The organism is Rhizobium sp. BK399 (genome assembly GCF_014194695.1).
GTDB lineage: Bacteria > Pseudomonadota > Alphaproteobacteria > Rhizobiales > Rhizobiaceae > Rhizobium.
In genome coordinates this window covers 80850-104276 of record NZ_JACIAH010000015.1, presented here as the reverse complement: position 1 = coordinate 104276, position 23427 = coordinate 80850, and the positions used below count along the sequence as shown (strand labels likewise).

At 60.1% G+C, this 23427-nt stretch carries 19 protein-coding genes and 2 pseudogenes; 18 read left to right on the top strand and 3 right to left on the bottom strand.

Annotated elements, in window-relative coordinates:
- Positions 1-99: 99 nt before the first annotated feature.
- A complete protein-coding gene (locus FHT97_RS24490; protein WP_183756428.1) occupies positions 100-870 on the top strand; it encodes an SOS response-associated peptidase in 771 nt (256 codons plus the stop codon).
- Between the two features lie 179 nt (positions 871-1049).
- Here the strand turns inward: FHT97_RS24490 and FHT97_RS31060 are convergent, their stop codons facing one another.
- Positions 1050-1232, bottom strand: coding sequence for a hypothetical protein (locus tag FHT97_RS31060; protein ID WP_246712761.1), 183 nt, complete (start codon positions 1230-1232; stop codon positions 1050-1052).
- Between the two features lie 310 nt (positions 1233-1542).
- On the opposite strand from FHT97_RS31060, the pseudogene FHT97_RS24485 reads away from it, so the two are divergent.
- The 14 genes and pseudogenes from FHT97_RS24485 to FHT97_RS24420 form a co-directional block, all read left to right on the top strand.
- Positions 1543-2640 (top strand): annotated as a pseudogene (locus FHT97_RS24485) (Xaa-Pro peptidase family protein); the annotation flags it as partial.
- A gap of 346 nt (positions 2641-2986) precedes the next feature.
- Positions 2987-4720 carry an EAL domain-containing protein gene (locus tag FHT97_RS24480; protein ID WP_183864520.1) on the top strand — a complete coding sequence of 578 codons (1734 nt, stop codon included), beginning with the start codon at positions 2987-2989 and terminating at the stop codon, positions 4718-4720.
- Between the two features lie 13 nt (positions 4721-4733).
- Positions 4734-5231: a ubiquinone biosynthesis methyltransferase UbiE gene (locus FHT97_RS24475; RefSeq protein WP_183756430.1), complete on the top strand. Its 498-nt coding sequence runs from the start codon at positions 4734-4736 to the stop codon at positions 5229-5231.
- The gene (locus FHT97_RS24470) at positions 5228-6406 is read left to right on the top strand and encodes a class I SAM-dependent methyltransferase (RefSeq protein WP_183864519.1); all 1179 of its coding nucleotides are present in this window, start codon (positions 5228-5230) and stop codon (positions 6404-6406) included. The genes FHT97_RS24475 and FHT97_RS24470 overlap by 4 nt, the downstream gene beginning before the upstream one ends.
- Positions 6403-8760: a SpoIIE family protein phosphatase gene (locus tag FHT97_RS24465; RefSeq protein ID WP_183864518.1), complete on the top strand. Its 2358-nt coding sequence runs from the start codon at positions 6403-6405 to the stop codon at positions 8758-8760. Before FHT97_RS24470 ends, FHT97_RS24465 begins: the two co-directional genes overlap by 4 nt.
- Positions 8761-8764: 4 nt before the next feature.
- Entirely contained in the window at positions 8765-9322 is a 558-nt protein-coding gene (locus FHT97_RS24460) for an ATP-binding protein (protein WP_183864517.1), read from the top strand.
- A 17-nt stretch (positions 9323-9339) separates the two neighbouring features.
- Positions 9340-9678 carry a hypothetical protein gene (locus FHT97_RS24455; RefSeq protein ID WP_183756434.1) on the top strand — a complete coding sequence of 113 codons (339 nt, stop codon included), beginning with the start codon at positions 9340-9342 and terminating at the stop codon, positions 9676-9678.
- A gap of 64 nt (positions 9679-9742) precedes the next feature.
- A complete protein-coding gene (locus tag FHT97_RS24450; protein ID WP_183756435.1) occupies positions 9743-10918 on the top strand; it encodes a helix-turn-helix domain-containing protein in 1176 nt (391 codons plus the stop codon).
- Between the two features lie 344 nt (positions 10919-11262).
- On the top strand, positions 11263-11484 hold the full coding sequence (locus tag FHT97_RS24445) for a hypothetical protein (RefSeq protein ID WP_183756436.1): 222 nt from the start codon (positions 11263-11265) through the stop codon (positions 11482-11484).
- Between the two features lie 456 nt (positions 11485-11940).
- Complete coding sequence (locus tag FHT97_RS24440) at positions 11941-12981, top strand: fatty acid desaturase (RefSeq protein WP_183756437.1); 1041 nt, start codon at positions 11941-11943, stop codon at positions 12979-12981.
- A gap of 69 nt (positions 12982-13050) precedes the next feature.
- Positions 13051-13341 (top strand): hypothetical protein, encoded by a 291-nt coding sequence (locus FHT97_RS24435; protein ID WP_183756438.1) that lies wholly within the window; start codon positions 13051-13053, stop codon positions 13339-13341.
- 235 nt (positions 13342-13576) lie between these two features.
- Positions 13577-13954: a VOC family protein gene (locus FHT97_RS24430; protein WP_183756439.1), complete on the top strand. Its 378-nt coding sequence runs from the start codon at positions 13577-13579 to the stop codon at positions 13952-13954.
- A gap of 45 nt (positions 13955-13999) precedes the next feature.
- A complete protein-coding gene (locus FHT97_RS24425) occupies positions 14000-15544 on the top strand; it encodes a DHA2 family efflux MFS transporter permease subunit (RefSeq protein ID WP_183864516.1) in 1545 nt (514 codons plus the stop codon).
- 170 nt (positions 15545-15714) lie between these two features.
- Positions 15715-16737, top strand: a complete 1023-nt coding sequence (locus FHT97_RS24420) for an LLM class flavin-dependent oxidoreductase (protein WP_183864515.1) — start codon at positions 15715-15717, stop codon at positions 16735-16737.
- A gap of 74 nt (positions 16738-16811) precedes the next feature.
- Here the strand turns inward: FHT97_RS24420 and FHT97_RS24415 are convergent, their stop codons facing one another.
- Both FHT97_RS24415 and FHT97_RS24405 read right to left on the bottom strand, forming a co-directional pair.
- Positions 16812-17399, bottom strand: a complete 588-nt coding sequence (locus tag FHT97_RS24415) for a YigZ family protein (protein WP_183864537.1) — start codon at positions 17397-17399, stop codon at positions 16812-16814.
- A gap of 338 nt (positions 17400-17737) precedes the next feature.
- A pseudogene (locus tag FHT97_RS24405) lies at positions 17738-17999 on the bottom strand (DUF4142 domain-containing protein); the annotation flags it as partial.
- 284 nt (positions 18000-18283) lie between these two features.
- Here FHT97_RS24405 and gabD point away from each other — a divergent pair.
- From gabD to FHT97_RS24390, 3 genes are all read left to right on the top strand, one after another.
- The gene (gene gabD, locus FHT97_RS24400; protein WP_183756564.1) at positions 18284-19738 is read left to right on the top strand and encodes an NADP-dependent succinate-semialdehyde dehydrogenase; all 1455 of its coding nucleotides are present in this window, start codon (positions 18284-18286) and stop codon (positions 19736-19738) included.
- Between the two features lie 393 nt (positions 19739-20131).
- Positions 20132-22081: a PrkA family serine protein kinase gene (locus FHT97_RS24395; protein ID WP_183756442.1), complete on the top strand. Its 1950-nt coding sequence runs from the start codon at positions 20132-20134 to the stop codon at positions 22079-22081.
- Between the two features lie 25 nt (positions 22082-22106).
- On the top strand, positions 22107-23423 hold the full coding sequence (locus FHT97_RS24390) for a YeaH/YhbH family protein (protein WP_183756443.1): 1317 nt from the start codon (positions 22107-22109) through the stop codon (positions 23421-23423).
- The last annotated feature ends 4 nt before the right edge of the window (positions 23424-23427 follow it).

Sequence of the window (23427 nt, the reverse complement as noted above, 5' to 3'; positions counted from 1 at the left end):
CGCCGCTCGGCCGCCGCGCTGATGTCACCCGATCGCAGCAGTTGGCATCGGTCATTGCCTCGTCTACCGTGGCGGCCATCGAAACGGGATGGTCTGCAAATGTGCAACTTGTATCGCATGGAGGACAAGGACTGGGTCAGCAAATGGGCCCTCGACGTCGAGAGCCTCGTCAACCTCATGCCCGCCTACCAGATGAATCCCGACCAGGCCGGCCCCATCGTCAGGAACACGCTCGATGGTCGCAGGCAGCTCGTTCATGCCCGCTGGGGCCTTCCCTCCCCTTTTTTCGCCCAGAAGAAAGCTGCCGAAGCTCGTGCCGAGAAGCTCCGGAAGAAGGGTGAGGCGGTGGACATGGACGCCCTGATCCGCATGGAGCCGGACCGTGGGACAACAAATGTGCGGCAGTTTCATCTGGCGCATTGGAAACGCTGGCTTGGCCGGGAACATCGATGCATTGTCCCCGTAACCTCCTTTGCCGAGCCTGATCCCGCGGCCCAGCGCGACGGCGATCGTGTCCCCAATGCGTGGTTTGCTCGCAATGAGGAAAGACCGGTGATGTTCTTTGCCGGTCTTCACGTGCCGGGCTGGACCAGTGTACGCAAGGCCAGGGACGGACTGACCACCGACGATCTCTACGCTTTCCTGACCACGGACCCCAACGCCGTCGTAAAACCGATCCACGACAAGGCGATGCCTGTTCTGCTGCTGACGAGGGAAGAGACCGACATCTGGCTGAACGCGCCGTGGGAGGAAGCAAAAGCGCTCGCCCGCCCGGGGCCTGACGACGCAATCAGGGTGATCGGACGTGAGCAATGGGGATCGACCATCGTGTCACCCCGCGGAGAGCCGAGCGAACCCACCATCCTCTAGATCGAGCCGACTGCGTCACGGTGCGACTGGCGAGCCGCTCTTTCGAGCCGATGCGCCGCCGGAGCGGACATCGCCGAACCGGCCAGCCCGACGTCAGGGACAGATGCGCGGACATTCACTCTCAGGCAGAAGCCGCCACCGCCATGTAGTGCATCAACGCAGAGCTGCGGAACCCCGTTTCAGTAACTGCACGAACGACCATCGCTCGGCCGGAAGCCGTCAGAACAGGCTCGATTCATCGAATCGCCCGGCAGGTAGCCAGATGCGGACCCATAGGAGTTGGGGGGCGTCCCGCAGCCTGACGCGCCCGCGGCGAGCATGAAAGCCCCACACATTGCAAGAAATCTCCGGTACCTTCTCATCGGCGGCTCTCCACGAATGGTCATTGCGCAAGGCTGAATCTGCGGCCCTTTCAAAAGGATGCGCGAGGAATCACGCAAGGTCGACTTCCGTATGCTCGACCATAGCCTGTCAAGCGGATCTTCGAAAAGCGGGGCAAAGGAGCGCTCCGCCAAACCTTGCGCCGAAGTTTTCGAAGGGGGTCGGACGGCCTGATGAATTGCCTTGTCGACGACTTGCCTACATCTGCCTTATGGTCGCGGACATCATTCAGCACAGATCACAGGTAGAATTCGCGTGACACATTTCGCTTAGGCCTCACCCGTCGCGGCAATCACGAAGGACGAGCGCTTCGCAAGGCTGACCGGACTTCGTCAGGCCATGCAGTCACGTGGCGTCGCGGCAACCTTCCTTGGCCCGATTGAAAGCCTTCGCTACTTCACCGGCCTTGTCTGGCAGCCAAGCGAGAGGCTGCTTGGCGCGCTTGTCACCGAAGACAGGCTTACCTACATCGTTCCGGGCTTCGAACGCAGCCGCGTGGAAAGCCTCCCTCATCTGCCGGGCGACATCCTGAGCTGGGAGGAAGACGAGAGCAGCGCCGCACTCGTTGCCGGACTGATCCCGCCATCCGGCATCCTTGCACTCGATGACGCAATCGAACTCAGCTTCTACCACGCCTTTGCAGGCCAGATGGGGGCGGCAAGGCTTGTCGACGGCGGCGGCATGCTCAACGCCCTTCGCATGATCAAATCGCCGGCAGAGATTGCCCCCGATCCAGTATGCGATGAACATCACGCTGGAGATCCAGCGCAAGGTTCGCGACATGATCGCGCCCGGCATCGCCGGCTCCGAGGTCTCCCGTTTCATCGACCAGCAGCATCGAGCCTGGCGCCGACAATGGATCGACCTTCAGGATCGTGTCGTTCGGATCTGCCACCTCCCTGCCACATGGCCCCGATGGCGAGCAGATCCTTTCTGCGGGAGACGTCATCCTCGTCGATACCGGCTGCCGCATCGACGGCTATCACTCCGACCTGACGCGCGCATCCATGCTCGGCGGCGGCAAGGCCGAGTTCGAGCGCGCCTGGGACATAGAGCGCAAGGGTCAGCAGGCGGTGTTTGACGCCGCGAAGCTCGGGGCCCCGTGCGAAAGCCTTGACGCCGCGGCGCGCCGTCTTTTCCCGACATGGTCTCGGTCCCGACTATCGCCTGCCCGGTCTGCCGCACCGCGCCGGCCACGGCCTTGGCCTCGACATCCATGAAGCACCGTTCATCGTCAGGGGCAACCGCACTCCCCTTGCGACGGGCATGTGCTTCTCGAACGAACCGATGATCGTCTTCCCAGATGCATTCGGCGTTCGTCTCGAGGATCACATCTTCATCACAGCGGATGGTCCGCGCTGGTTCACCACGCCGGCAAGCAGTCCCTCTTCCTCTAGTCCAGGCAAGACCGGACACGCCAATCGTTGCCAGGCGCCTGATTCGCCGTGCGGGTCCTCTGGATGGGCTCCGACCTCGGCCGAATGCAATTCCGTTTGCCGTTGCCGAGGGAAACGATATCCGTCGTCATCAGATGCAACCCTGCCCTGAGACACACGTGAGGCTCGCGCCAATTTGGCGTTGCGATCGCCACAAACGTGCAGAATACTGTGCTATGGTAGCGTTTTCTGTTGACTGGAACACGGTATACGCTAGCTCTTATATAAGCTGCCATTGCGAAACGGTGGCAGTCAGAAGCCAACACCCGAGCGCGGCGGGATGAGGAGGTCCAAGCTATATGCCGGAAAATCGTCCGGATTGGCCCAAGCTGGTTCCGCAAGGATCCGAATTCTTTCATCGCGCCGCGGCAACGTTCTCGCTCTTTGATCTCGACCTCGTCATCATCGACTGGTCCGACGATCTGGCGAAGCGTGAGGGTTTCGCCGGTCGATCAACCGTAACATTGTCGGACGTCTACCCGACGCTCGCCAGACCGCCGATCGCCGAGCTTGTCCGACAGGTCATCAAATCCGGCAGACCGCGATCGGTCCGGCTGGGCAGGACACCTGACGAACAATGCGACCTGCTGCTGCTTCCCGCCAAGGACGGGCTCGCAATCATCGAGATCGCAGCCGGCGATCTTGCCGGCGAGACACACGCCCAGGAAGACGAACGGGCGCTCTGGCGTCACCAGGCAACGCACGATGTGCTGACGGGGCTTCCCAATCGTCGTCGCTTCAGTGACGAACTCGCGCGTCTCCTGCCGACGAAGGGTACCAATCTCGCACTGATGCAGATCGACCTCGACGACTTCAAGCCGGTCAACGATACGCTCGGCCACGGTGCCGGCGACATCGTGCTCAAGCTTGCCGCCAACCGCATTCGAAGCGTGCTCGGCACCGATGACACAGCCTTTCGCCTCGCCGGCGATGAATTTGCCATCATCCAGCTCGCACAGGGTCAGCCACGCGAAGGCGAGAGACTGGCGGACGACCTGATTGCCGAGTTCAAGAAGCCCTTCGTGGTGGATGGCATCACAGTCTTTGTCGGGGCGAGCGTCGGCATCGCGATTGCGCCCCGCGACGGCAACGAGGGCGAGCAACTGATGAAGGCTGCCGACGTTGCTCTCTATGCGGCGAAGAAAGAGGGCAGACGTCGCGCGCGCACCTTCGATCCGGCGATGCTGATTGTCCTCGAGCAAAGGGAGTTCCTGCGGCGGAGCTTGCGGGTCGCGCTGCAGCACAAGGAGTTCTTCCTTGAATATCAGCCTCTCTTCGACCCTTCCCGAACTGTCACCGGTTTTGAGGCGCTATTGCGGTGGCGCCACCCGCGGCTTGGCGTCATCCCGCCGATCGTCTTCATCCCAATGGCCGAAGCCGATGGCCTGATGAGCGAAATCGGCCAATGGGTACTGGAGGAAGCCTGCAGGGCGGCCCTCAACTGGCCGGACCATTATACGGTTGCCGTCAATCTTTCCCCCGCCGAGTTCCTGACGGCCGGATTTACCGACCGCGTGTCACAAACGCTCGACCTCGTCGGCTTACCCGCCGAGCGGCTGGAACTGGAGATCACGGAAACCGTGCTCCTGGAACGTACGACCAACAATCTCGACACGCTGAACACCCTCAACGTACTTGGCATCCAGATCTCGCTCGATGATTTCGGGACGGAATATTCCTCGTTGAGTTACCTCAAGAATTTCCCGTTCGATAACATCAAGATCGACAAGTACTTCATCAACGATCTGCTTGATGACGAAAAGAGCCAGACGATTGTGCGGTCGATCATTTCCCTGTCACATGGTCTCGACATGTGCGTCACTGCCGAGGGGGTCGAGACCGCAGAACAGGCAGCCTGGCTCCTGGCAGAGGGATGCGACCGTCTGCAGGGCTACTTCCTGGGCCCGCCCATGCATGTCGATCGGCTTGGTTCGTTCATCCGGCATGGGAAGAAGGCAAGGATCGACGCAGCCGCCGGTACGACAACGCGTGCCCACGGTGCGCAGATGTCCGTTGGTCAGGGAAGCAATTGAAAGGTCCGATGCAATGAAAGAGGCCGCGTTCGAGCAACTGCTCAAACTCGAAATGGAGATGGCAACCTTCACGGCCGACTGGCTGCATTGCGACCAGCTGTCAAATTATGTCGCCCGCATGGTCAGCCATGACCGCCGTGACCCGTTGCGCCATTCCAACCTTCTGTCATCAGCCCTGAACGAACTTCTCGAGATGTCGTTTCGCGCCGACGTCCAGGATGGTGAGCTCGTCTTCGGCTTCTATCGCCACCAGCACGTCGAACGCATCGAATTGAGCTTCCCCTGCCCATCGCAGCAGCAACGGCACTATAGCGAGGTCGTGGACTCGCTGAAGGATGGCGACAAGCTCGCTGGCTATGTCGAGATCATCGCAGATGAGACAGCGCCCATTGAGCAGTCGGTCCTCGTGGGGCTGGCGGTCAATTATGACGCGGGCATCGAGTTGCGCTCGACGGGTGCCGACACCTTGACCTTCGTCGTCGACCTGCCGCTCGAGAGGTTGCTCAATTGACCGCCATCACGTTTTCTCCGGCCTTCACGACGCAGTTCGACACCAGCAATCAGGAGTTTCTCGCCGCCGGTGTCTGCCGCCCTCGCTCCATCGCCGACATCGCCGACGACCTTAAAGTCCTCCGGGATGGCATCGAAACGGTGAAGGGCGTCTTCTATGTCAACCTCAAGCGCGTGGCGCATATGAACAGCACGGCCTTCCACGCGCTTAGCCGCGTCCTGGTCGACGCGTCGCGCTCGAGGCCGGAACTGCAGATCGTCGTTGTCGTATCGAGCGTCGTGACATGGGCAACGCAGATGTTCAGGCATCTCGGCGAGCTCTCCCCGAACATCACAATGGAGGTCTACGATTCAGCCTTCTATCCCGGCCAGACCTTCGTCGAGAACCAGAGCTTCATCCCGATCCTCAGAACCCAGACCAAGATGACCTGGCGGCATGAACGGCAAATCCTGCCCCGTCATGGCTTGCGCAGCGGCATGACGATTGCCGACATCTGTTGCGGCATCGGCGATTTCGCGATGCTTGTCCGGAAGGAATTTAACCCCGCCAGGATGGTTGCGCTCGATCACTCGGTGGCAAGCCTCGACTACGCACGCTCGGTCGCGGAGCAATTCTGCGTCAGGGACATCGAGTATACCTTCGGCGATGCCTCGCAGATGCTGTTCGAAAGCGACCAGTTCGATTTCGTGACATGCCGGCATTCCCTGCAGATCTTCGACCGGCCGGAGGTTCTCCTCAGGGAACTCTTTCGCATCTGCAAACCGGGCGGGCGCGTCTACATCACGAACGAGAAGAACTCCCACTGCCTGGGCGAGCCGCGCGCCGACAGTATTCAGTGGACCTATACCGAGGTCGCCAAGCTGTTTCGCCATTTCGACATGGATGTCGAGATGGGTCCGAAGGGCTCACGCCTGTTGCGGGATGCCGGCTTTGACGATGTGAAGATCGAGAGCTTCATGGTTACCAATCACGACGGCGACCCCCAGGAGTTCGCTGACATCATCCAGGCGTGGGAAGATGTCTACGCCGGCGAAATGGCAGTCAGGCGCGGCGATACGCCCGAATTCATCAAGCGTTTCAGACAGGGTTTCGCTGATCATATCTTTGCTGCCCTGCATCCGCGCGGCTATGCCGGCTGGCCGATCTGGGCCGCTTCGGGACAAAAGCCACTATGACGGTAACCGCTGGCGGGCAAGGTGTTGGGCTTCGGTCGTTTCGTACGAAATTCATCATCGTTGTCGGTGGTGCGGTGCTGTTCGACCTGCTTGTCAGTGGCGGCCTCGCCCTGTGGAACGTGCAGCGATTGTCCCGGGATGCGACGGCACAGGTCGGTCAGGGCCTGGAAAAGGCGAGCCAGGACTACATTCGCACATCCACGGATTCGACGGCTGCGCAGGTCAGCCTCCTTCTTGGTCAGGTCCATTCGGATGTCAAGGCCCTCGCAGGCGTTCTGCAGGACCAGATCGATCATTCGGCCCGCAACGATGCGGTTGGCGCCGCGATGGCAAGTGCCGAACCCAAAGGGGTGACGGTTGCCTATGACGCCAAGGGCAACTGGGCACAGAACCTTCCGGGGTCCCCTTCCGTCGTCAGTGTATGGGGGTATCTGCTCGACAAGGATCATCGTCCACTACCCCAGGTCCAGGCCGATATCGACACAAGCACCGTTCTCGATCTCGTTGCGCCGAACCTGTTGCGGACGGGCGCATCGAAACTGCAGATGTACTACATCGGCCCGAAGGAGCGGCCAATCTTCAGGACGGCGCCCTACACGGATCAGGCGCAGACGTTCGATCGGCTCTATCCGAAACACAACGACCAGAACTTCTGGGATTTCTTCTTTCCGGGGCTCTACGAGTCATGGGAGCGGTGGGCGCTTGATCCCGCGTCGCGTCCCGCTCCAGACAACATCACCCAAACCGCGCCCTATACCGATGCCATCACCGGAAAGCTGATCGTCAGTTTCTTCCATCCACTGTGGACGCCCGACCGTCGCGGCGTCGCCGGGACCGCCGGTGCCGACATCACGCTCGACCAGCTCGCTGAGGTCGTCGAACACGTGAAGGTGGCAGAGACCGGCTTCGGTTTCCTTGCCATGTCGAACGGCAATGTCGTGGCGATCAATTCGGCCGGCGAGAGGGTTATGGGCCTCCAGGCGGCGAATGAAGAGGCGGGCAAGGGTGTCACCGGGCTTGACCGTTCCTTGCCAAAAAGCTCGCAAAAGGCCATCGCTTCCCTTCCCCTGGATCAGGACGGCAAGGTCCAGCGCATCTCGCTGACGGAGAACGGCGAGGACGTGCCCTATCTGCTTGTCACCAAGCAGCTTGCCCCGTCCAATCTGTGGGTGGATGGGCCGGTCAAGCAGGAGGCCATGTCGCTCGGCATCGTTGTCCCGGAGCGGGAGATCTATGCCTCGCTGATCGCCGCCAGAGAGCAGATCACCAAAGCGACCAATCGCATCCTGATCTATCAGGTGCTTGCGGTCCTCATCTCGCTTCTGATCGTCACCGCCGCCGTCTTTGCGGCGTCGAAACGCATTACCGGCGGCATCAGCGCCCTCGCGGCAGCTGCCCGGCGCATTCAGGCCAAGGACTATTCCGTCAGGGTCGACATTCGCAGCAAGGACGAGGTGGCAGAGGCCGGGCTCGCCTTCAATCGCATGGCCGAGCAGATCAGCTTTCACACCGAAAACCTCGAAAACATGGTGACAGAACGGACGCGGCAGATCGAGGAGGCCAAGGAGGAAATCCAGGCCTTGAACACGCAGCTGAAGAGCGAGAACCTGCGTCTCGGCGCCGAGCTGGATGTCGCCAGGCACATTCAGATGATGGTCCTGCCGCGCGCGACCGAACTCGGCGCGGTCGAGCACCTGGAGATTGCCGCCTACATGCGTCCCGCAGACGAGGTCGGGGGCGACTATTACGATGTCCTGCAGAGCGGCAGGAGTTTGAAGATCGGCATCGGCGACGTGACCGGTCATGGCCTCGAGAGCGGGGTGCTGATGCTCATGGTGCAGTCGGTGGCCCGGGCATTGCTGGAGGCAGGAGAAACGGATCCCTCGAAATTCCTCACCCACTTGAACAGCGCGATCTTCAAGAACATCGAGCGGACGAGGACCGACAAGCACCTGACATTGTCGTTCCTCGATTACGACGGCGACCGACTGACGATTTCGGGGCAGCATGAAGATCTGATCGTGGTGCGCCAGACCGGCGAGGTCGAGCGCATCGATACCGGCGACCTCGGCCTGCCCGTCGGCCTTGAGTCCGACATCACGCCATTCGTCGACACGCGCGAGATCTCGTTTGAGAAAGGCGACCTGATCGTGCTCCACACCGACGGTGTCACCGAGGCCGAAAATTCCCGTGGCGAGCTGTTCGGCATCGAAAGGCTTTGCCAGAGCGCACGACAGCTGCACGGCCAGTCGGCCGAGGAAGTCAAGGACGGCATCATTGACGGCCTCATGGCGTACATCGGAACGCAGAAGATTCATGATGACATCACGCTGGTCGTGATGCGACATAGGTGAAGTGATGACAACGGTGCTCTTTGGACAGGAATATCTGGCGTCACCGGAGATTGCCCACTCCATTCGACTGCGTCTGCTTGACGGTCCGCTCGATCTCGCCTGGAAACATTCCGGGATGACGTCAGACTTCATTGCAGAGATGATGACACCGAGATTTCGGCCGTCAAAGCGGCTTTACAACCAGCTTCGACAGGATATTGGCTATCTTGCAAACGAGCTGATCGAGAACGCCATCAAGTTTCGCAGCCGCGGCGAGGTGGTCGTGGAAGCGCTGGCACAGGCAGACTGCTTCCGGCTTCGCGTCTCTAACCTCGTCGACCGCGAAACCGCCGACAGGTTTCAGCAGTTGCTGGCCACGGTCACGAGCGGTGACCCCGGCGAGCTCCTGATCGAGCAAATCGAGGCCAGTGCGATGGCGACAAGCGGGAATGCATCCGGCCTCGGCATTCTGACGCTGATGAGCGACTACGAGGTGCAGTTTGCCTGGCTTTTCGAAGGCGAGGAAGACAACGAACCGACGAAGATCCAGACCTATGCCGCGATGGCAATTCCATCGTCCTGAAACATCAAAGGTGCTGAATGGAAATTAGAGAAGAAGCATACCGCGTCTGGTCCGAGGGCGGCACCGTCTATTTCGACGGTACGATGAGGCTCGCGGGACCCGATGCCTATGCGCCGGTCCATGCGCTGGCGATGAAAGCCATTGAAGACGGCGGCGGCAAGACTACCTTGGATCTGACTGGGCTTGAATTCCTCAACTCCTCGGGGATAAATTTATTGGCTAAACTGACAATCGAAGCGCGCAAGCGACCGGATCTGCATTTGACGGTGCTTGGCTCTTCTCAGGTCTCCTGGCAGATGAAATCCCTGCCGAACCTGAAGAAGCTGCACCCGGGCGTCGATCTGAGGATGACCTAGGATTATGAGTTGGCCTGGACCAGGCAAGGGTGGTGCCTTGCCTGGTCCGTCAAGGAGGCGTCAATTGCCCGACAATGGACCATCACGAGCAGCCGCGCCGCCCGCAGGTGAGGATGCGCGCGCCGAAGAAAGCAGAACGTCAGGGATCGAACGCCGCCGGTTCCCGCGAGAGGAAAAGCCGCCGGAACCGCCCGCTCCTCCCTCGGTCCTGAAGCCGCTCCGCTTTACCACGGGGAATTTGCCGGCGGACCAGCAGTTCTCTGCCTGGCAGGCCTATATGGCGCCATTGGTCGACGTTCGGCTGCCGGACAGCGTTCCTCCCGGAACGCCCTTCCCGGCCGACCACGCAGCATGGAACCTCGGCGGAATGCTGGTCGTACAGCAGACGGCCCCGGCACACAGCTTCCTTCGCCAGGAGACAAAGGTGAGGTCAAACCTCATGGACCACTGGCACGTCATGGTCGTGCGCAGCGGCAGGACATGGACCGAGGTCGACGGACGCGTTTGTCACGGCGAACCGGGCAAGGTCGAGTTGCGAACCCTTGGACACCCTTTCCGAGGGCGTTCGACGGACGCCGAGATCCTGTCCCTCTACCTGCCGCGGGAACTGCTTTACTTCACCTCCACCGAGGTCAAGAACAACACGACGCTATCGGGAACGCGGACAACGCTGCTGATCGATTATCTGGACGGGCTCGAGGCAAAGCTTGCTCAATTGTCGGAGGGGGATCTTCCTCACGTGGTCCAGACGGTCCGTGACATGATCCTGACCTGTGTCTCGCCGTCCGCGGCGGACTATCCTTCGGCAGAACTGCCCTCGTCCCTGCCCCTGAAGGAACGGGTTTTCCGTTTCGTGCAGGCCAATCTGACGGCCGATGACCTGACGACGGAGCGAATTTGTCGCGAACTCGGCGTGTCGCGCACGCGGCTATACCAGGCTTTCGAGCGCGATGGCGGTGTCCACCACTTTATCCAGCGTCGACGGCTCCTCTCCGCTCACGCTGCCCTTAGCGATGCTGCCAACCGGCAGCAGATCATCGACATTGCCTTTGCTGCCGGTTTTTCCTCCGCCGCCCACTTCAGCCGGGCCTTCAGCAAGGAATTCGGCTACACCCCGCGCGAGGCGAGACACATCGCCGTTCCCTCCTACCTCGGACAGGCGGTCGAACCGATCTCGGGGGTCGAAGGCGCAGATTCCTTCGACAAGTGGCTGAGGTCGCTTGGCCACCGCCAGGACTGACGGTCCTCCAATCAACAAAAAAGGTGGTCGACGGGGAAACCGGCACGCTGGCGTGTGGCCTTGACACTCCAGCGCAAAGGAAGTGCCGCACGCGCCTTGCACACAGCAACCGCGTCAATCAACGCAACCCCGCAGGCACCATCTGCCGGCCCCGTTAAAAATAGCAGTTACCTGGAGTTGCTGCTCTCAGAAATGGACGCTGCTGCAAGTTTCCGGATGCTTGGCTAACGACAAGGGTCGGGTAAGCCATTAAAAACGAAGCATAATCAAAGTGCAGGCAGCGGAGATGGAGTGCACGACAAATGCGCTCCAGTGCAATAAGGCAACTTTCAGAGGCACAGGCAATGGACCCGACCAATCCCACGATCAATATTAACAATCCTCAGTATGCTGCGAATGATCCGTATCGCGTCGTCGAGCGCGAGGAAGTGCTTGCAACGGCTTTCCGGGCCTTTGTACAGCGCGCAGTGGGTGCGGGTTGGAACGAAGCAGAAGTCGCACTGACGTTGGCAGACATCGCTGACGACTATGTCATGGCACTCGCCCGAAGGGTCAAGGCAAACTAGTACCGCGTAGCATTCGCGTCCTGCTGGGGAGGACGCGAACATGCCCGACCCCGGGGTCGGCCCGAGTGCATGCCGCTTCGCGCACCACCGCGAAGCGGCACGTTCATTTTTGGGGCACCGGTCCGGCCTGGCTGCTCGTGCCATCGGCAAACCGGTTTGTACTCCTGGCGCTCCCAGCCCTTCCTGCAGGTTGACGCTTTGTCGTGGCCTCTATAAGAGGCGGCATCGAAACTTGTTTGCCGATATTTGTTTTTGCTGCGCTCGTCGCTTCGTAACAACTTCCCTTCTCACAAGTCGAAAAGCACCCCAGCGTGTTGGCAACATCACGCGGGAAGGAACATGTTTTCCAATACGAGGTTGAAATGCTCGTTGAGGCAGGCGCCCCTTGAAGCAGGAATTGGCGAAGCGAGCGAGGCTGCGGCATCGGTTCTTCGGCCAGGAAGGCAAATTGGACATATGAAAGGCAGTGTCGCAGTGCTTACCGCTCCGGTAAGGGCGAATGATCGCGCGTGGCTAAAGGTTCTTTCCGCATACCGCCAGCCTCGCCTCTGGCGAAGCAGCTTCGAGATCGTGGTGACGCTCGTTCCCTTTGCGATTTTTTGGGGCATTGCATTCATCTCTCTCTCGAAGGGCGTCTGGCTGGGAATGATATCGATCGTTCCGGCGGCTGCATTCCTGTTGCGGCTTTTCATGATCCAGCACGATTGTGGACATGGCTCGTTTTTTGCGCGCCGACGTCTTGATGACTGGACGGGACGAACAATCGGCGTTCTGACCCTGACCCCCTATGACTACTGGCGGCGGGCGCATGCTACCCATCATGCATCGGCTGGAAATCTGGACGAGCGAGGAACGGGCGACATCCACACCCTTACGGTCGCCGAGTACCATTCACTTTCAAGACTGAAAAAGCTTGCTTATCGCCTCTATCGGCATCCGCTGGTCATGTTCGGCATCGGGCCCGCCTGGCTGTTCCTTTTAAAGCAACGCCTGCCGTTCGGGATGATGCGCGATGGTCTGTCGCCGTGGATTTCCACAATGGCGACCAATTTCGCGATCGCGGCACTGTCGCTCGGATTGATATGGACTGTCGGAATTGCCCATTTTCTTGCAATCCACCTGCCAATCGTGACCCTCGCAGGGGGAGCAGGTATTTGGCTCTTTTACGTACAGCACCAGTTCGAGGAGACGCACTGGTCGAATGCCGACGACTGGCAGTTTGCGGAAGCTGCGCTCCACGGCGCTTCATACTACGATCTGCCGCCGGTGCTTCGATGGATAACCGGCAACATTGGGATTCATCATGTTCATCACCTGTCGAGCAGGATCCCTTACTACCGGCTGCCCGAAGTATTGCGCGACTACCCACAGCTGAGAAATATTGGCCGCATCTCGCTTGGCGATAGCCTCAGATGTGTGCGGCTCGTGCTCTGGGACGAAGCGAAGGGCAAGCTCGTATCCTTTCGCGAAGCCTCCCGGGCAGCGGCAGGGGCCTGACAGGCTCCAGATGATCCTCTGGTGGAAATCGCCATGCACAGCAATGTCAACACTTCAAGGACTGCAATAATGCCGACCACGCTTACGCCGACACAAATCAGAGGCCTGAAACTCGCCAGGGATGGAAATCTGTTTCCCGCTGATGCCGGGAAATGGACCCACCTGAACGCAACCGTGACCTATGCGAAGAACGACAGGTTTAAGGAACGCCCGCAGAAGATCAAATTCCTGACCTCGGCGACAGTCGATGATCTGAAACAATTCGGATTGCTGCAAGACCTTTCGCCGGACGCGGGCAAATACGACGCCGCTTGCGGTATCACGATGGCGGGCAAGATCTGGCTCATGCAGAACAAGTAGTCTGCACCTTAACGACTGTCTGCCGTTGTTTCCTCTCACCGTCGGCAACGTTGCTTTCAAGATAAGCGACGGGCCAACGATCCTTCTCACCGAGCCAGATGTCGACGGGGCACGACCAATGGAAATCATTTCCTTTGGGGATGCGAGACTGTAGTCTCCACGCGGGCCCTCCGATCGTCCCCGGGCCCAATGTCCGCGGCAGCGAGACCACGCTGCCGACCTCAGAGGAGAAGTGATGTTCGACCATGTTTCCATTGGCGTTGCCGATCTCGAGCGTGCACGCAAGTTCTATGACCAGGCGCTGGAGCCTCTCGGATACACCAGGCTTTCAAACAGTGACAATTGGGTCGGCTACGGCGCCGAACACCCGCAATTCTGGATAAAGCCGGCCGCACGGCCGGTTGTCCCCGACATCGAATCGGGACTGCATTTCTGCTTTGTCGCCAAGAGCGAGGATGCTGTTCGATCCTTTCACGCCAACGGCATTGCCAATGGCGGGACCGACAATGGTGAACCGGGTCTCCGGCCGGAATACGGATCATTTTACTACGCCGCCTTCATGATCGATCCCGATGGCTATCGGATCGAGGCTTTCTTCCACCGCCCCGAATAACCTCGCAAGGCGACCGCCTGCCATAGACAAACGCAAGGCCATCGAATGCCACAGCATCGACAGACCGTCTCCGATCATGCGCCGTCAGCGATGGTTTGGGTCGGCTTTGTCGCGATGTGCACCGGAATGTTCATGGCGATCCTCGACGTCCAGGTCGTAGCAACGTCCCTGCCGACAATCCAGCAAGGCATCGACATCGATCCCGACAAGATGAGCTGGATCCAGACAGCCTACCTGATCGCGGAAGTGGTCGCGATCCCGCTGACGGGAATTCTTACCCGCGTTCTGACGATGCGGTGGCTGTTCATCGTTTCCATCCTCCTGTTCGTCGTGGCTTCGGCCGGCTGCGCAGCGAGCGGAACCTTTGGCGCACTGGTGTCATGGAGGGTGCTTCAGGGCTTCTCGGGGGGAACACTGATCCCCGCCGTTTTCTCCGCCGTCTTCATTCTTTTTCCGAACGAGCGGCAGGCGATCGCCACGACCATCGCAGGCGTGCTCGCCGTCCTTGCCCCCACCATCGGCCCGATCATCGGCGGCTGGCTGACGGCGACCTATTCCTGGCACTGGCTGTTTCTGATCAACATCATTCCGGGACTTGTCTCTGCGGTGGTAGCCTGGCGGTGCCTTCCGCACCACAAGGCAGATTTCGGCGAACTCAAAAGCCTCGACCTTGCCTCGCTCGTCATGCTGGCGATCTCGCTTGCCAGTCTAGAACTTGCACTGAAGGAGGCGCCCACGTCAGGCTGGACTTCGTCCCTTGTGGCCGGCCTGTTTGCCACAAGCTTCGTCGCGGGAACCGGTTTTACGGTTCGCTCGCTGCGCCGCAGACGTCCGATCGTCGACCTCGGTCATTTCCGTGATCGAAATTTCCTGATCGGTTCTGCCCTGAGTTTCGGGCTCGGGATCGGCCTCTTCGGTTCAGTCTACCTCATGCCTGTCTTTCTGGCCTTCATCAGGGGACAGAACGCGCTCGAGATCGGCGCGACCATGCTCGTGACCGGCATCACGCAACTCATTGCCGCACCGATCGCAGTCTATCTGGAGAAGCGGACGGATCCGCGCCTCCTCTCTGCCGTCGGCTTCTTTCTCTTTGCGCTCGGACTGTGGATGAGTGCGTTCGAGGATCCACGGACCGGTTACGACGCGATGTTCTGGCCGCAGGTCGTGCGTGGGGCAGCGATCATGTTCTGTCTGCTGCCGCCGACTCGATTGGCGCTGGGGACCCTTCCGCCCGACCAGGTTCCGGATGCCAGCGGCCTTTTCAACCTGATGCGCAACCTTGGGGGCGCGATCGGCATCGCCATGATCGACACGATCATCTACACGCGGTCCGAGCCATTGACGCAATCCCTGTGGGATCGGCTGCGCGCGGGCGACCACGCAGCCGCCGCCTTTGTCGGCGCACCCGCAGAGGAGCTTGTTGGACATGGAGGCACCCTCAACCCGGATACCGTCGCGGCACTCGACCCCCTGGTGCAGACGGCGGCGAGTGTCCAGGCGATCAACGAGGCGTGGATGATGGCCGCCGTCCTGACTGCCTGTGCATTGCTTGTCCTTCCATTCGCAAGGCCGGTCGCAGCACCGCGCTGACCGCTCATCGTTGCGGCATCCCGTATTTCCGGCGGCGTTTAGTCTGTCTGACGTCGGAGGTCGCAAACGGTGAACGCAGCGTTCAATCGCCTTTTCATGGCAAATTCCCCTTCCCATGTTATGGCCATCACAATCCGGCGGTTCAGACCGTCACAGTCACGGACGTCATCATGAAGAAAATCGGTTTCCTTTCCTTTGGCCACTGGTCGCCCTCGCCCCAGTCACAAACCCGCTCTGCCGGCGATGCTCTCCTTCAGTCGATCGATCTTGCTGTGGCCGCCGAAGAGCTCGGGGCGGAGGGCGCCTATTTCCGCGTCCATCATTTTGCCCGGCAACTCGCCTCGCCATTCCCACTGCTTGCCGCCGTGGGCGCCAGGACGAAGAGCATCGAAATTGGAACCGCGGTCATCGACATGCGCTACGAAAACCCGCTCTACATGGCCGAGGATGCCGGCGCGGCCGACCTCATTGCAAACGGGAGGCTACAACTCGGGCTCAGCCGTGGCTCGCCCGAGCAAGTGATCGACGGCTGGCGCTATTTCGGCTATCAGCCAGACGAAGGGTCGAGCGACGCCGATATGGGACGCAGCCACGCCGAAGTCTTCCTGCAGGCGCTGAAGGGTGAGGGCTTTGGCGAGCCCAATCCAAGACCAATGTTTCCAAACCCACCTGGCCTGCTGCGTCTCGAACCGTATTCGCAGGGCCTGCGCGATCGCATCTGGTGGGGCGCTGGATCCAATGCGACCGCCATCTGGGCGGCCAGACTCGGGATGAACCTGCAGAGTTCTACCTTGAAGGATGACGAAACCGGTGAACCCTTCCATGTCCAGCAGGCAGCCCAGATCCGCGCCTATAGGCGGGCCTGGCAGGAGGCCGGCCATCAGAGAACGCCGCGTGTGTCGGTGAGCCGCAGCATCTTCGCGCTCGTCGATGATCGCGATCGTGCCTACTTCGGGGGCAGTGGCAAGGAGCAGGATTCGATCGGCTTTATCGACCAGAACACGCGGGCCATATTTGGTCGCTCCTATGCGGCCGAACCGGACGCTCTCGTAAAGCAGCTCGCATCGGACGAAGCGATCGCGGAAGCCGATACGCTGCTGCTCACCGTGCCCAACCAGCTCGGCGTCGACTATAATGCCCATGTCATCGAAATGATCCTGAAGCATGTCGCGCCGGCCCTCGGCTGGCGCTGATCGGTCGCCATCAGGATGGAGCATTGCGCGTTGCCATATTGAAGAGCGGCAGCGGGCCTTGGCTGGCCTTGCGATTACCGCGGCACAAAGAGCGTACTGCGTCCGCTTGTGGTGTCTGCAACAAGCCGTTCGACGTCCTCCGATTTCCATTCCGGAAAGCTTGCCGTCAGCTCGGCGCCGCCTCCATGAAATGTCTCCTTGAGGATGGAGAGGCCCGGGACCGCCGCCAGGCGCGCCTTCAGGATCGCCAGGTCCGAATAGGCTGCCTCAATCGTTCCTTCGAGCGTCGGGACGATCTCGATCGTCTCCCCCGCCCGCAGGCAAGCGGCAGCCGTTCCGCCATAGGCCCTGATCAGGCCGCCCGTGCCGAGGAGCACACCGCCGAACCAACGCGTGACGATGACGATGACCTTGTCGAGCGATTGCCCGTCGATTGCCTGCAGGATCGGCTTGCCGGCGGTTCCACTCGGCTCACCGTCGTCGCTGAACCGATAGGTCTGGCCGCTTCGCCAGGCAAAGCAATTGTGGTTGGCATCGGCATGCGCGTAAGTGGCCAGTGCATCCTTCGCGTCGGCTTCATCGGCAATCGGTAGGGCCGCCGCCAGAAACCTGCTTTTTTTGACGATCTGCTCGAAGACAATAGGGCGTTCCAGGGAATACATCGCAGCTGTATACGCCAGCCTTGCCGACGGGCGAAGGGGATTATGGGGCGTGATCATCCGTAACGGATCAGCTTCGAGGGCGGCTGACCGTCGCCGCCCGGCCTCAATCCGTCCCTTCATGTTCAGATGGAACCAACAGTAATAGTCAATCGACCGGATCCCCTTGAACTCGGCGGTCGCCGTATGGGCAAGGATATCCCTGTTGACCCATTCGATCGTTTCACCTGGCCTGGCGGTGACCCCCGGCGGGCGCAAACATCATTTTCTCGATCGTTACCGCGATTGTCTCTGCCCGCGCTGGAGCGGCCCCGAGGGCCACCGCGAAGGCCAGGATGGTCCATCGATGCCGCATCATCATTGTCCTGCAGTGTGACCTTGAGCTTCTTCACCAGGGCAAGCGCCTGCTTGTTGATCGCCTCGTGGTCCCGCACCATGTCCTCGGCAAAGCTCGGTGCCTGCTTTGCCGCCTCGATCTCGATCGATCCGGCCGTGTAGGCGATATGAGCGATCTGGGGATCTGTCGGTTTGTCCGCAGCCGGCGCAGCGTGCCAACCCAAGCAGGCAGATCGTGGTCACAGCTGTCATCAGTCGCGTAGTCATGGAACCTCCTTCGTCCTTGCCGAAAGGCCGGACAGTTTATCGCTGTACAAACGTTGGATGTCGGCTCCCGAATAAGGTTCCCGGCATCGACCGGGAGAACCGGACCGCTCCCGTATTCGTGTTCTGCAACACCCTTTTCTCCCCGGGGGCAACGGAAGACAGTCAGGGCGAAGGCTGCGAAAATCTTGCACATGTCGATGCCACGTGATGGCATTTGACAAGCGCGGCAAAGGAGGCCGACATTGCCACCAGCAACGACACCGTTTTTGGATGGGATGGAGAAGATGAACCTCAAGGATCCTGGACTCTTTCGCGAGGCGGCCCTGGTCGGCGGTCGATGGATCGACGCCGATCCATCGAACGCGATCGAGGTCAATGACCCGGCCACAGGCGACATCATCGGTCGTGTACCGAAGCTTGGCGCTGCGGAAACCAAAGCTGCGATCGAGGCGGCCGCCACGGCGCAAAAGGCCTGGGCGACCCGCACAGCAAGAGACCGTGCGATCATCCTGCGCAAATGGTTCGAGCTGATGATCGAAAACAAGGACGATCTCGGCCGCATCCTGACGCTGGAACAGGGCAAGCCCGTTGCCGAAGCCACCGGCGAAATCGTCTATGGCGCAAGCTTCATCGAATGGTTCGCAGAGGAAGGCCGGCGCGTTTATGGCGATCTCGTTCCCGGCCACCAACCGGACAAGCGCATCATGGTGATGAAGCAGCCCATCGGCGTGGTTGCCGCCATCACGCCCTGGAACTTTCCCAACGCCATGATCACCCGCAAGGCAGGTCCGGCATTGGCCTCCGGGTGCGCCCTGGTGCTGAAGCCAGCCAGCCAGACGCCTTTTTCAGCGATCGCGATCGCCGTGCTTGCAGAGCGTGCCGGACTGCCCGCCGGCCTGTTCTCCGTCATCACCGGTTCGGCGCGCGAGATCGGGGCGGAGATGACCGCCAATCCGATCGTGCGCAAATTGACCTTTACCGGCTCGACCGAAATCGGCGCCGAACTTTACAGGCAGAGCGCCCCGACCATCAAGAAGCTCGGGCTGGAGCTCGGCGGCAATGCCCCCTTCATCGTCTTTGACGATGCCGATCTCGATGCTGCGGTGGAAGGCGCGCTGATCGCCAAGTTTCGCAACAATGGACAAACCTGTGTTTGCGCCAACCGCCTTTACGTCCAGGACGGTATCTACGAGGCCTTTTCGCAGAAGCTTTCCACGGCTGTCGGCAAGCTGAAGATCGGCAATGGCTTCGACGAGGGTGTGATCCTTGGTCCCTTGATCGATCAGCCGGCCCTGGAAAAGGTCGAGGAGCATGTGGCTGACGCCCTGTCGAAGGGGGCACACGTCATGGAGGGTGGCAGGCGCCATTCGCTTGGCGGCACCTTTTATGAGGCAACGGTGCTGACCGGTGTCACCAGCGACATGGCTGTCGCGCGCGAGGAAACCTTCGGGCCGGTGGCGCCGCTTTTCCGGTTCAAGGACGAGGCCGATGTGATCGCCCAAGCCAACGATACCGAGTTCGGCCTAGCATCCTATTTCTACGCCAAGGATCTCGCCCGCGTGTTCCGCGTGGCCGAGGCCCTCGAATACGGCATGGTCGGGGTCAATACCGGGCTGATCTCGACGGCAGAAGCGCCCTTTGGGGGCGTCAAGCTCTCCGGCCTCGGCCGCGAAGGGTCGAAATATGGAATCGATGAATTCATGGAGATCAAATACGTCTGCCTCGGCGGCATCAGCTAAGAGACTGGTCGCAGCTCGTCTTCACTCTTCTGTGAGCGCTCGCACGGCCACCCAACGTCCTTCGCCGTAGCAAAACGCGTCCTGCGGCTGTGATTTCCTTCGCCGGCACAGAATTGCAGCGGTCGAAAATACAATGGTCGTCGCGGCAGCGTGATGACCTTTGCCATGGAGATTGGATGGCTTTCGTGGCATATTGTCATCAGCACTGCTCAACATTTGAGTCGCAATTCCAGCGCTAGAATGGAGACGATATGATGCTGTATGGCCCTTACGAGCCAAATCCGAATTCCTGTAAGTATCTGAAGGAACAAATACTACGCAGCGCCGTTATAGTGATGAGCGGGCCGACAGGGCTGCTATCCCGTTTTAACCAGCCGGCCGCGGGAGAGCATCATGCAAAAGGGTGAAAGCGACGTCTTTGATCTTTTTTCGGAAATTTACACAAGTGCTGCGCAGGAAGAATTTAGCCTGCAGGAATATCTGCTAGCGTGCCGCGACGACAAAAGTCTCTACGCAACGGCGCAAGAGCGCATGGTCGAGGCGATCGGTGAACCGACGCTGATCGATACCAGTGCCGACGAACGCATGGGCCGCATCTTTGCCAACCGGACTCTGAAGATCTACCCCACATTTGCCGACTTTTATGGCATGGAAGATACGATCGAGCGGATCGTCGGCTACTTCAGATACGCTGCCCAGGGCCTCGAGGAACGCAAGCAGATCCTCTATTTGCTCGGACCCGTCGGCGGCGGCAAGTCATCGCTGGCCGAACGCCTGAAAAGGCTGATGGAACAGCGGCCAATCTATACGCTGGCGGTCAATGGCAAGGTAAGCCCGATCTTCGAGTCCCCCCTTGGGCTCTTCCACCCGGACCGCATGGCCGGCCTTCTCGAAGACAAGTACGGCATTTCCAGGCGCCGCCTCACCGGGCTGATTTCGCCCTGGGCAACCAAGCGGCTTGACGAGATCGGCGGCGATATTTCGAAATTCAGCGTCGTCAAGCTGACGCCATCCCGGTTGCGCCAGATCGCAATTGCAAAGACCGAACCGGGTGACGAAAACAACCAGGACGTCTCGGCCCTGGTCGGCAAGGTCGACATCCGACAACTCGAAAACTTCAGCCAGGCCGACCCGGACGCCTATTCCTACAGCGGCGGGCTGAACAGGACGACTCAGGGGCTTCTCGAGTTCGTCGAAATGTTCAAGGCACCGATCAAGGTCCTGCACCCGCTGCTGACTGCGACCCAGGAAGGCAGCTACAACGGGACCGAGAACTTCGGCGCCTTCCCCTTCCAGGGCATCGTCGTCGCCCACTCAAACGAATCCGAGTGGCTGCAGTTCAAGAACAATAAGAATAACGAGGCATTTCTCGACCGTATCCTTGTGGTCAAGGTTCCCTATTGCCTCCGGGTCACCGAGGAACGGCAGATCTACGAAAAGCTTCTTCGCGAGAGCGAACTGGCAAACAGCCCCTGTGCTCCCGAAGTCCTCGAGAACCTCAGCCGCTTCACCGTCGCAACACGCCTTCACGTGCATGAGAATTCTCCGCTCTACACGAAGATGCGCGTCTATGACGGCGAGAATCTGAAGGATACGGATCCGAAGGCAAAGTCCGTCCAGGAATATCGCGATGCGGCGGGCGTTGATGAAGGCATGACCGGCATCAGCACCCGCTTCGCGTTCAAGGTCCTCTCGGAGACCTTCAACTACGACACAAAGGAGGTGGCAGCCGATCCGGTGCATCTGATGTACATCATGGAGCAGGCGATCCGGCGGGAGCAGTTCCCGAAGGAAACGGAGGCGCGCTACCTCGACTTCATCAAGTCGGAACTCGCCGCGCGCTACGCGGAATTCATCGGCCATGAAATCCAGAAGGCCTACCTGGAATCCTACAGCGAGTACGGCCAGAACCTCTTTGACCGCTATATTTCCTATGCCGACGCGTGGCTGGAGGACCAGGACTTCAAGGACTACGACACCGGTCAGATTCTCAATCGGGAAATTCTCGACAGCGAATTGTCGCAGATCGAAAAGCCGGCCGGCATCGCCAACCCCAAGGACTTCCGCAACGAGGTCGTCAAGTTTACCTTGCGCGCCCGCGCCAGGAACAGCGGCCGGAACCCCTCCTGGACCAGCTATGAAAAGCTTCGCGAGGTAATCGAGAAGCGGATGTTCGGTCAGGTCGAGGATCTACTGCCTGTCATCAGCTTCGGCTCCAAGAAGGACAGTTCGACTGAAAAGCAGCACGCCGAATTTGTCCAGCGCATGACTCAGCGAGGCTACACCGTCCGCCAGGTCCGGCGGCTCGTTGATTGGTACATGCGGGTCAACAAGGCCGGTTGACAATGCCGAACCGGGGGATTGGCAGATGCCGAATTTCATCGACCGCCGGCTCAATCCGAAGGACAAGAGCCTTGGCAACCGACAGCGTTTCCTGAACCGAGCCCGGGAGGAATTGAAGCGGGCTATCAAGGAGCAGGTAAAATCGGACAAGATCGCCGATGTGGACGCCGCCCACGGCGTTCCCATGCCCAAGCGTGGCGCGGGCGAGCCGACATTCCAGCCAAGCAGCGGCAGCGGCGACCGGGAGTACATCCTCCCCGGCAATCGGGAATACATGGCAGGTGACAAGCTGTCGCGACCACAAGGAGGTGGCGGAGGCGGAGATCGCGGCGCTGGTCGCGGCGAGAGCGAGGATGATTTCCAGTTCATCCTGTCGCGCAACGAAGTCCTCGACCTCTTCTTCGAGGATCTCGAGCTTCCTGACATGGTAAAGCTCAATCTGAAGGAAACGGTTACCTACAAGCCGCACCGTGTCGGCTTCAGCACCGCTGGAACGCCCACAAACATCAATGTCGGGCGCACGATGCGAAACAGTTTCGGCCGCCGAATAGCGCTGCAACGCCCGAGCGAGGCGACCGTGAAGGCAGTTGCGGACGAGATCGCCGTGCTGGAGGCGATGGAGGAGCGATCTGCCGCGGACCGGCGGCGCCTGCAGGCGCTGCGCGAGGAACTGGAGCAGTTGGAACGGCGGCGACGGCGCATTTCTTATGTCGATCCCGTCGATATTCGCTTCAACCGCTTCGAACGCCAGCCGCTGCCCAATGCCAGCGCCGTGATGTTCTGCCTGATGGACGTATCGGCATCGATGGGCGAGCGCGAGAAGGATCTGGCCAAGCGCTTCTTCGTGCTGCTGCATCTGTTTCTCACGCGCCGGTACGAGCGGATCGACATCGTCTTCATCCGTCACACCGATGAGGCCCATGAGGTCGACGAGGAAACGTTCTTCTACAGCAAGCAGAGCGGTGGCACTGTTGTTTCGACCGCGCTCGAGGAAATGCTTCGGGTGATCGAGGAGCGATATCCCGCCAATCTCTGGAATATCTATGCCGCCCAGGCCTCCGACGGCGACAATATCAGCGGCGATTCGGAACGCTGCGCGGAGCTTCTCCGCAACCATCTGATGCGCCTTTGCCAGTACTACGCCTATGTCGAAATCATTGATGAGCGCGAAACGGAAATATTTGGAGCCACAGACAACGGCACCTCGCTGTGGCGTGCCTACCGCACCGTCGACGGCGCGATCCCCAACTTCCAGATGACCCGTATTTCCAAGCCGGCCGACATCTATCCGGTTTTTCGCAAGCTCTTTACCCGGCAGCCTGCCGTGCGCACGCGCAAGTAAGGGA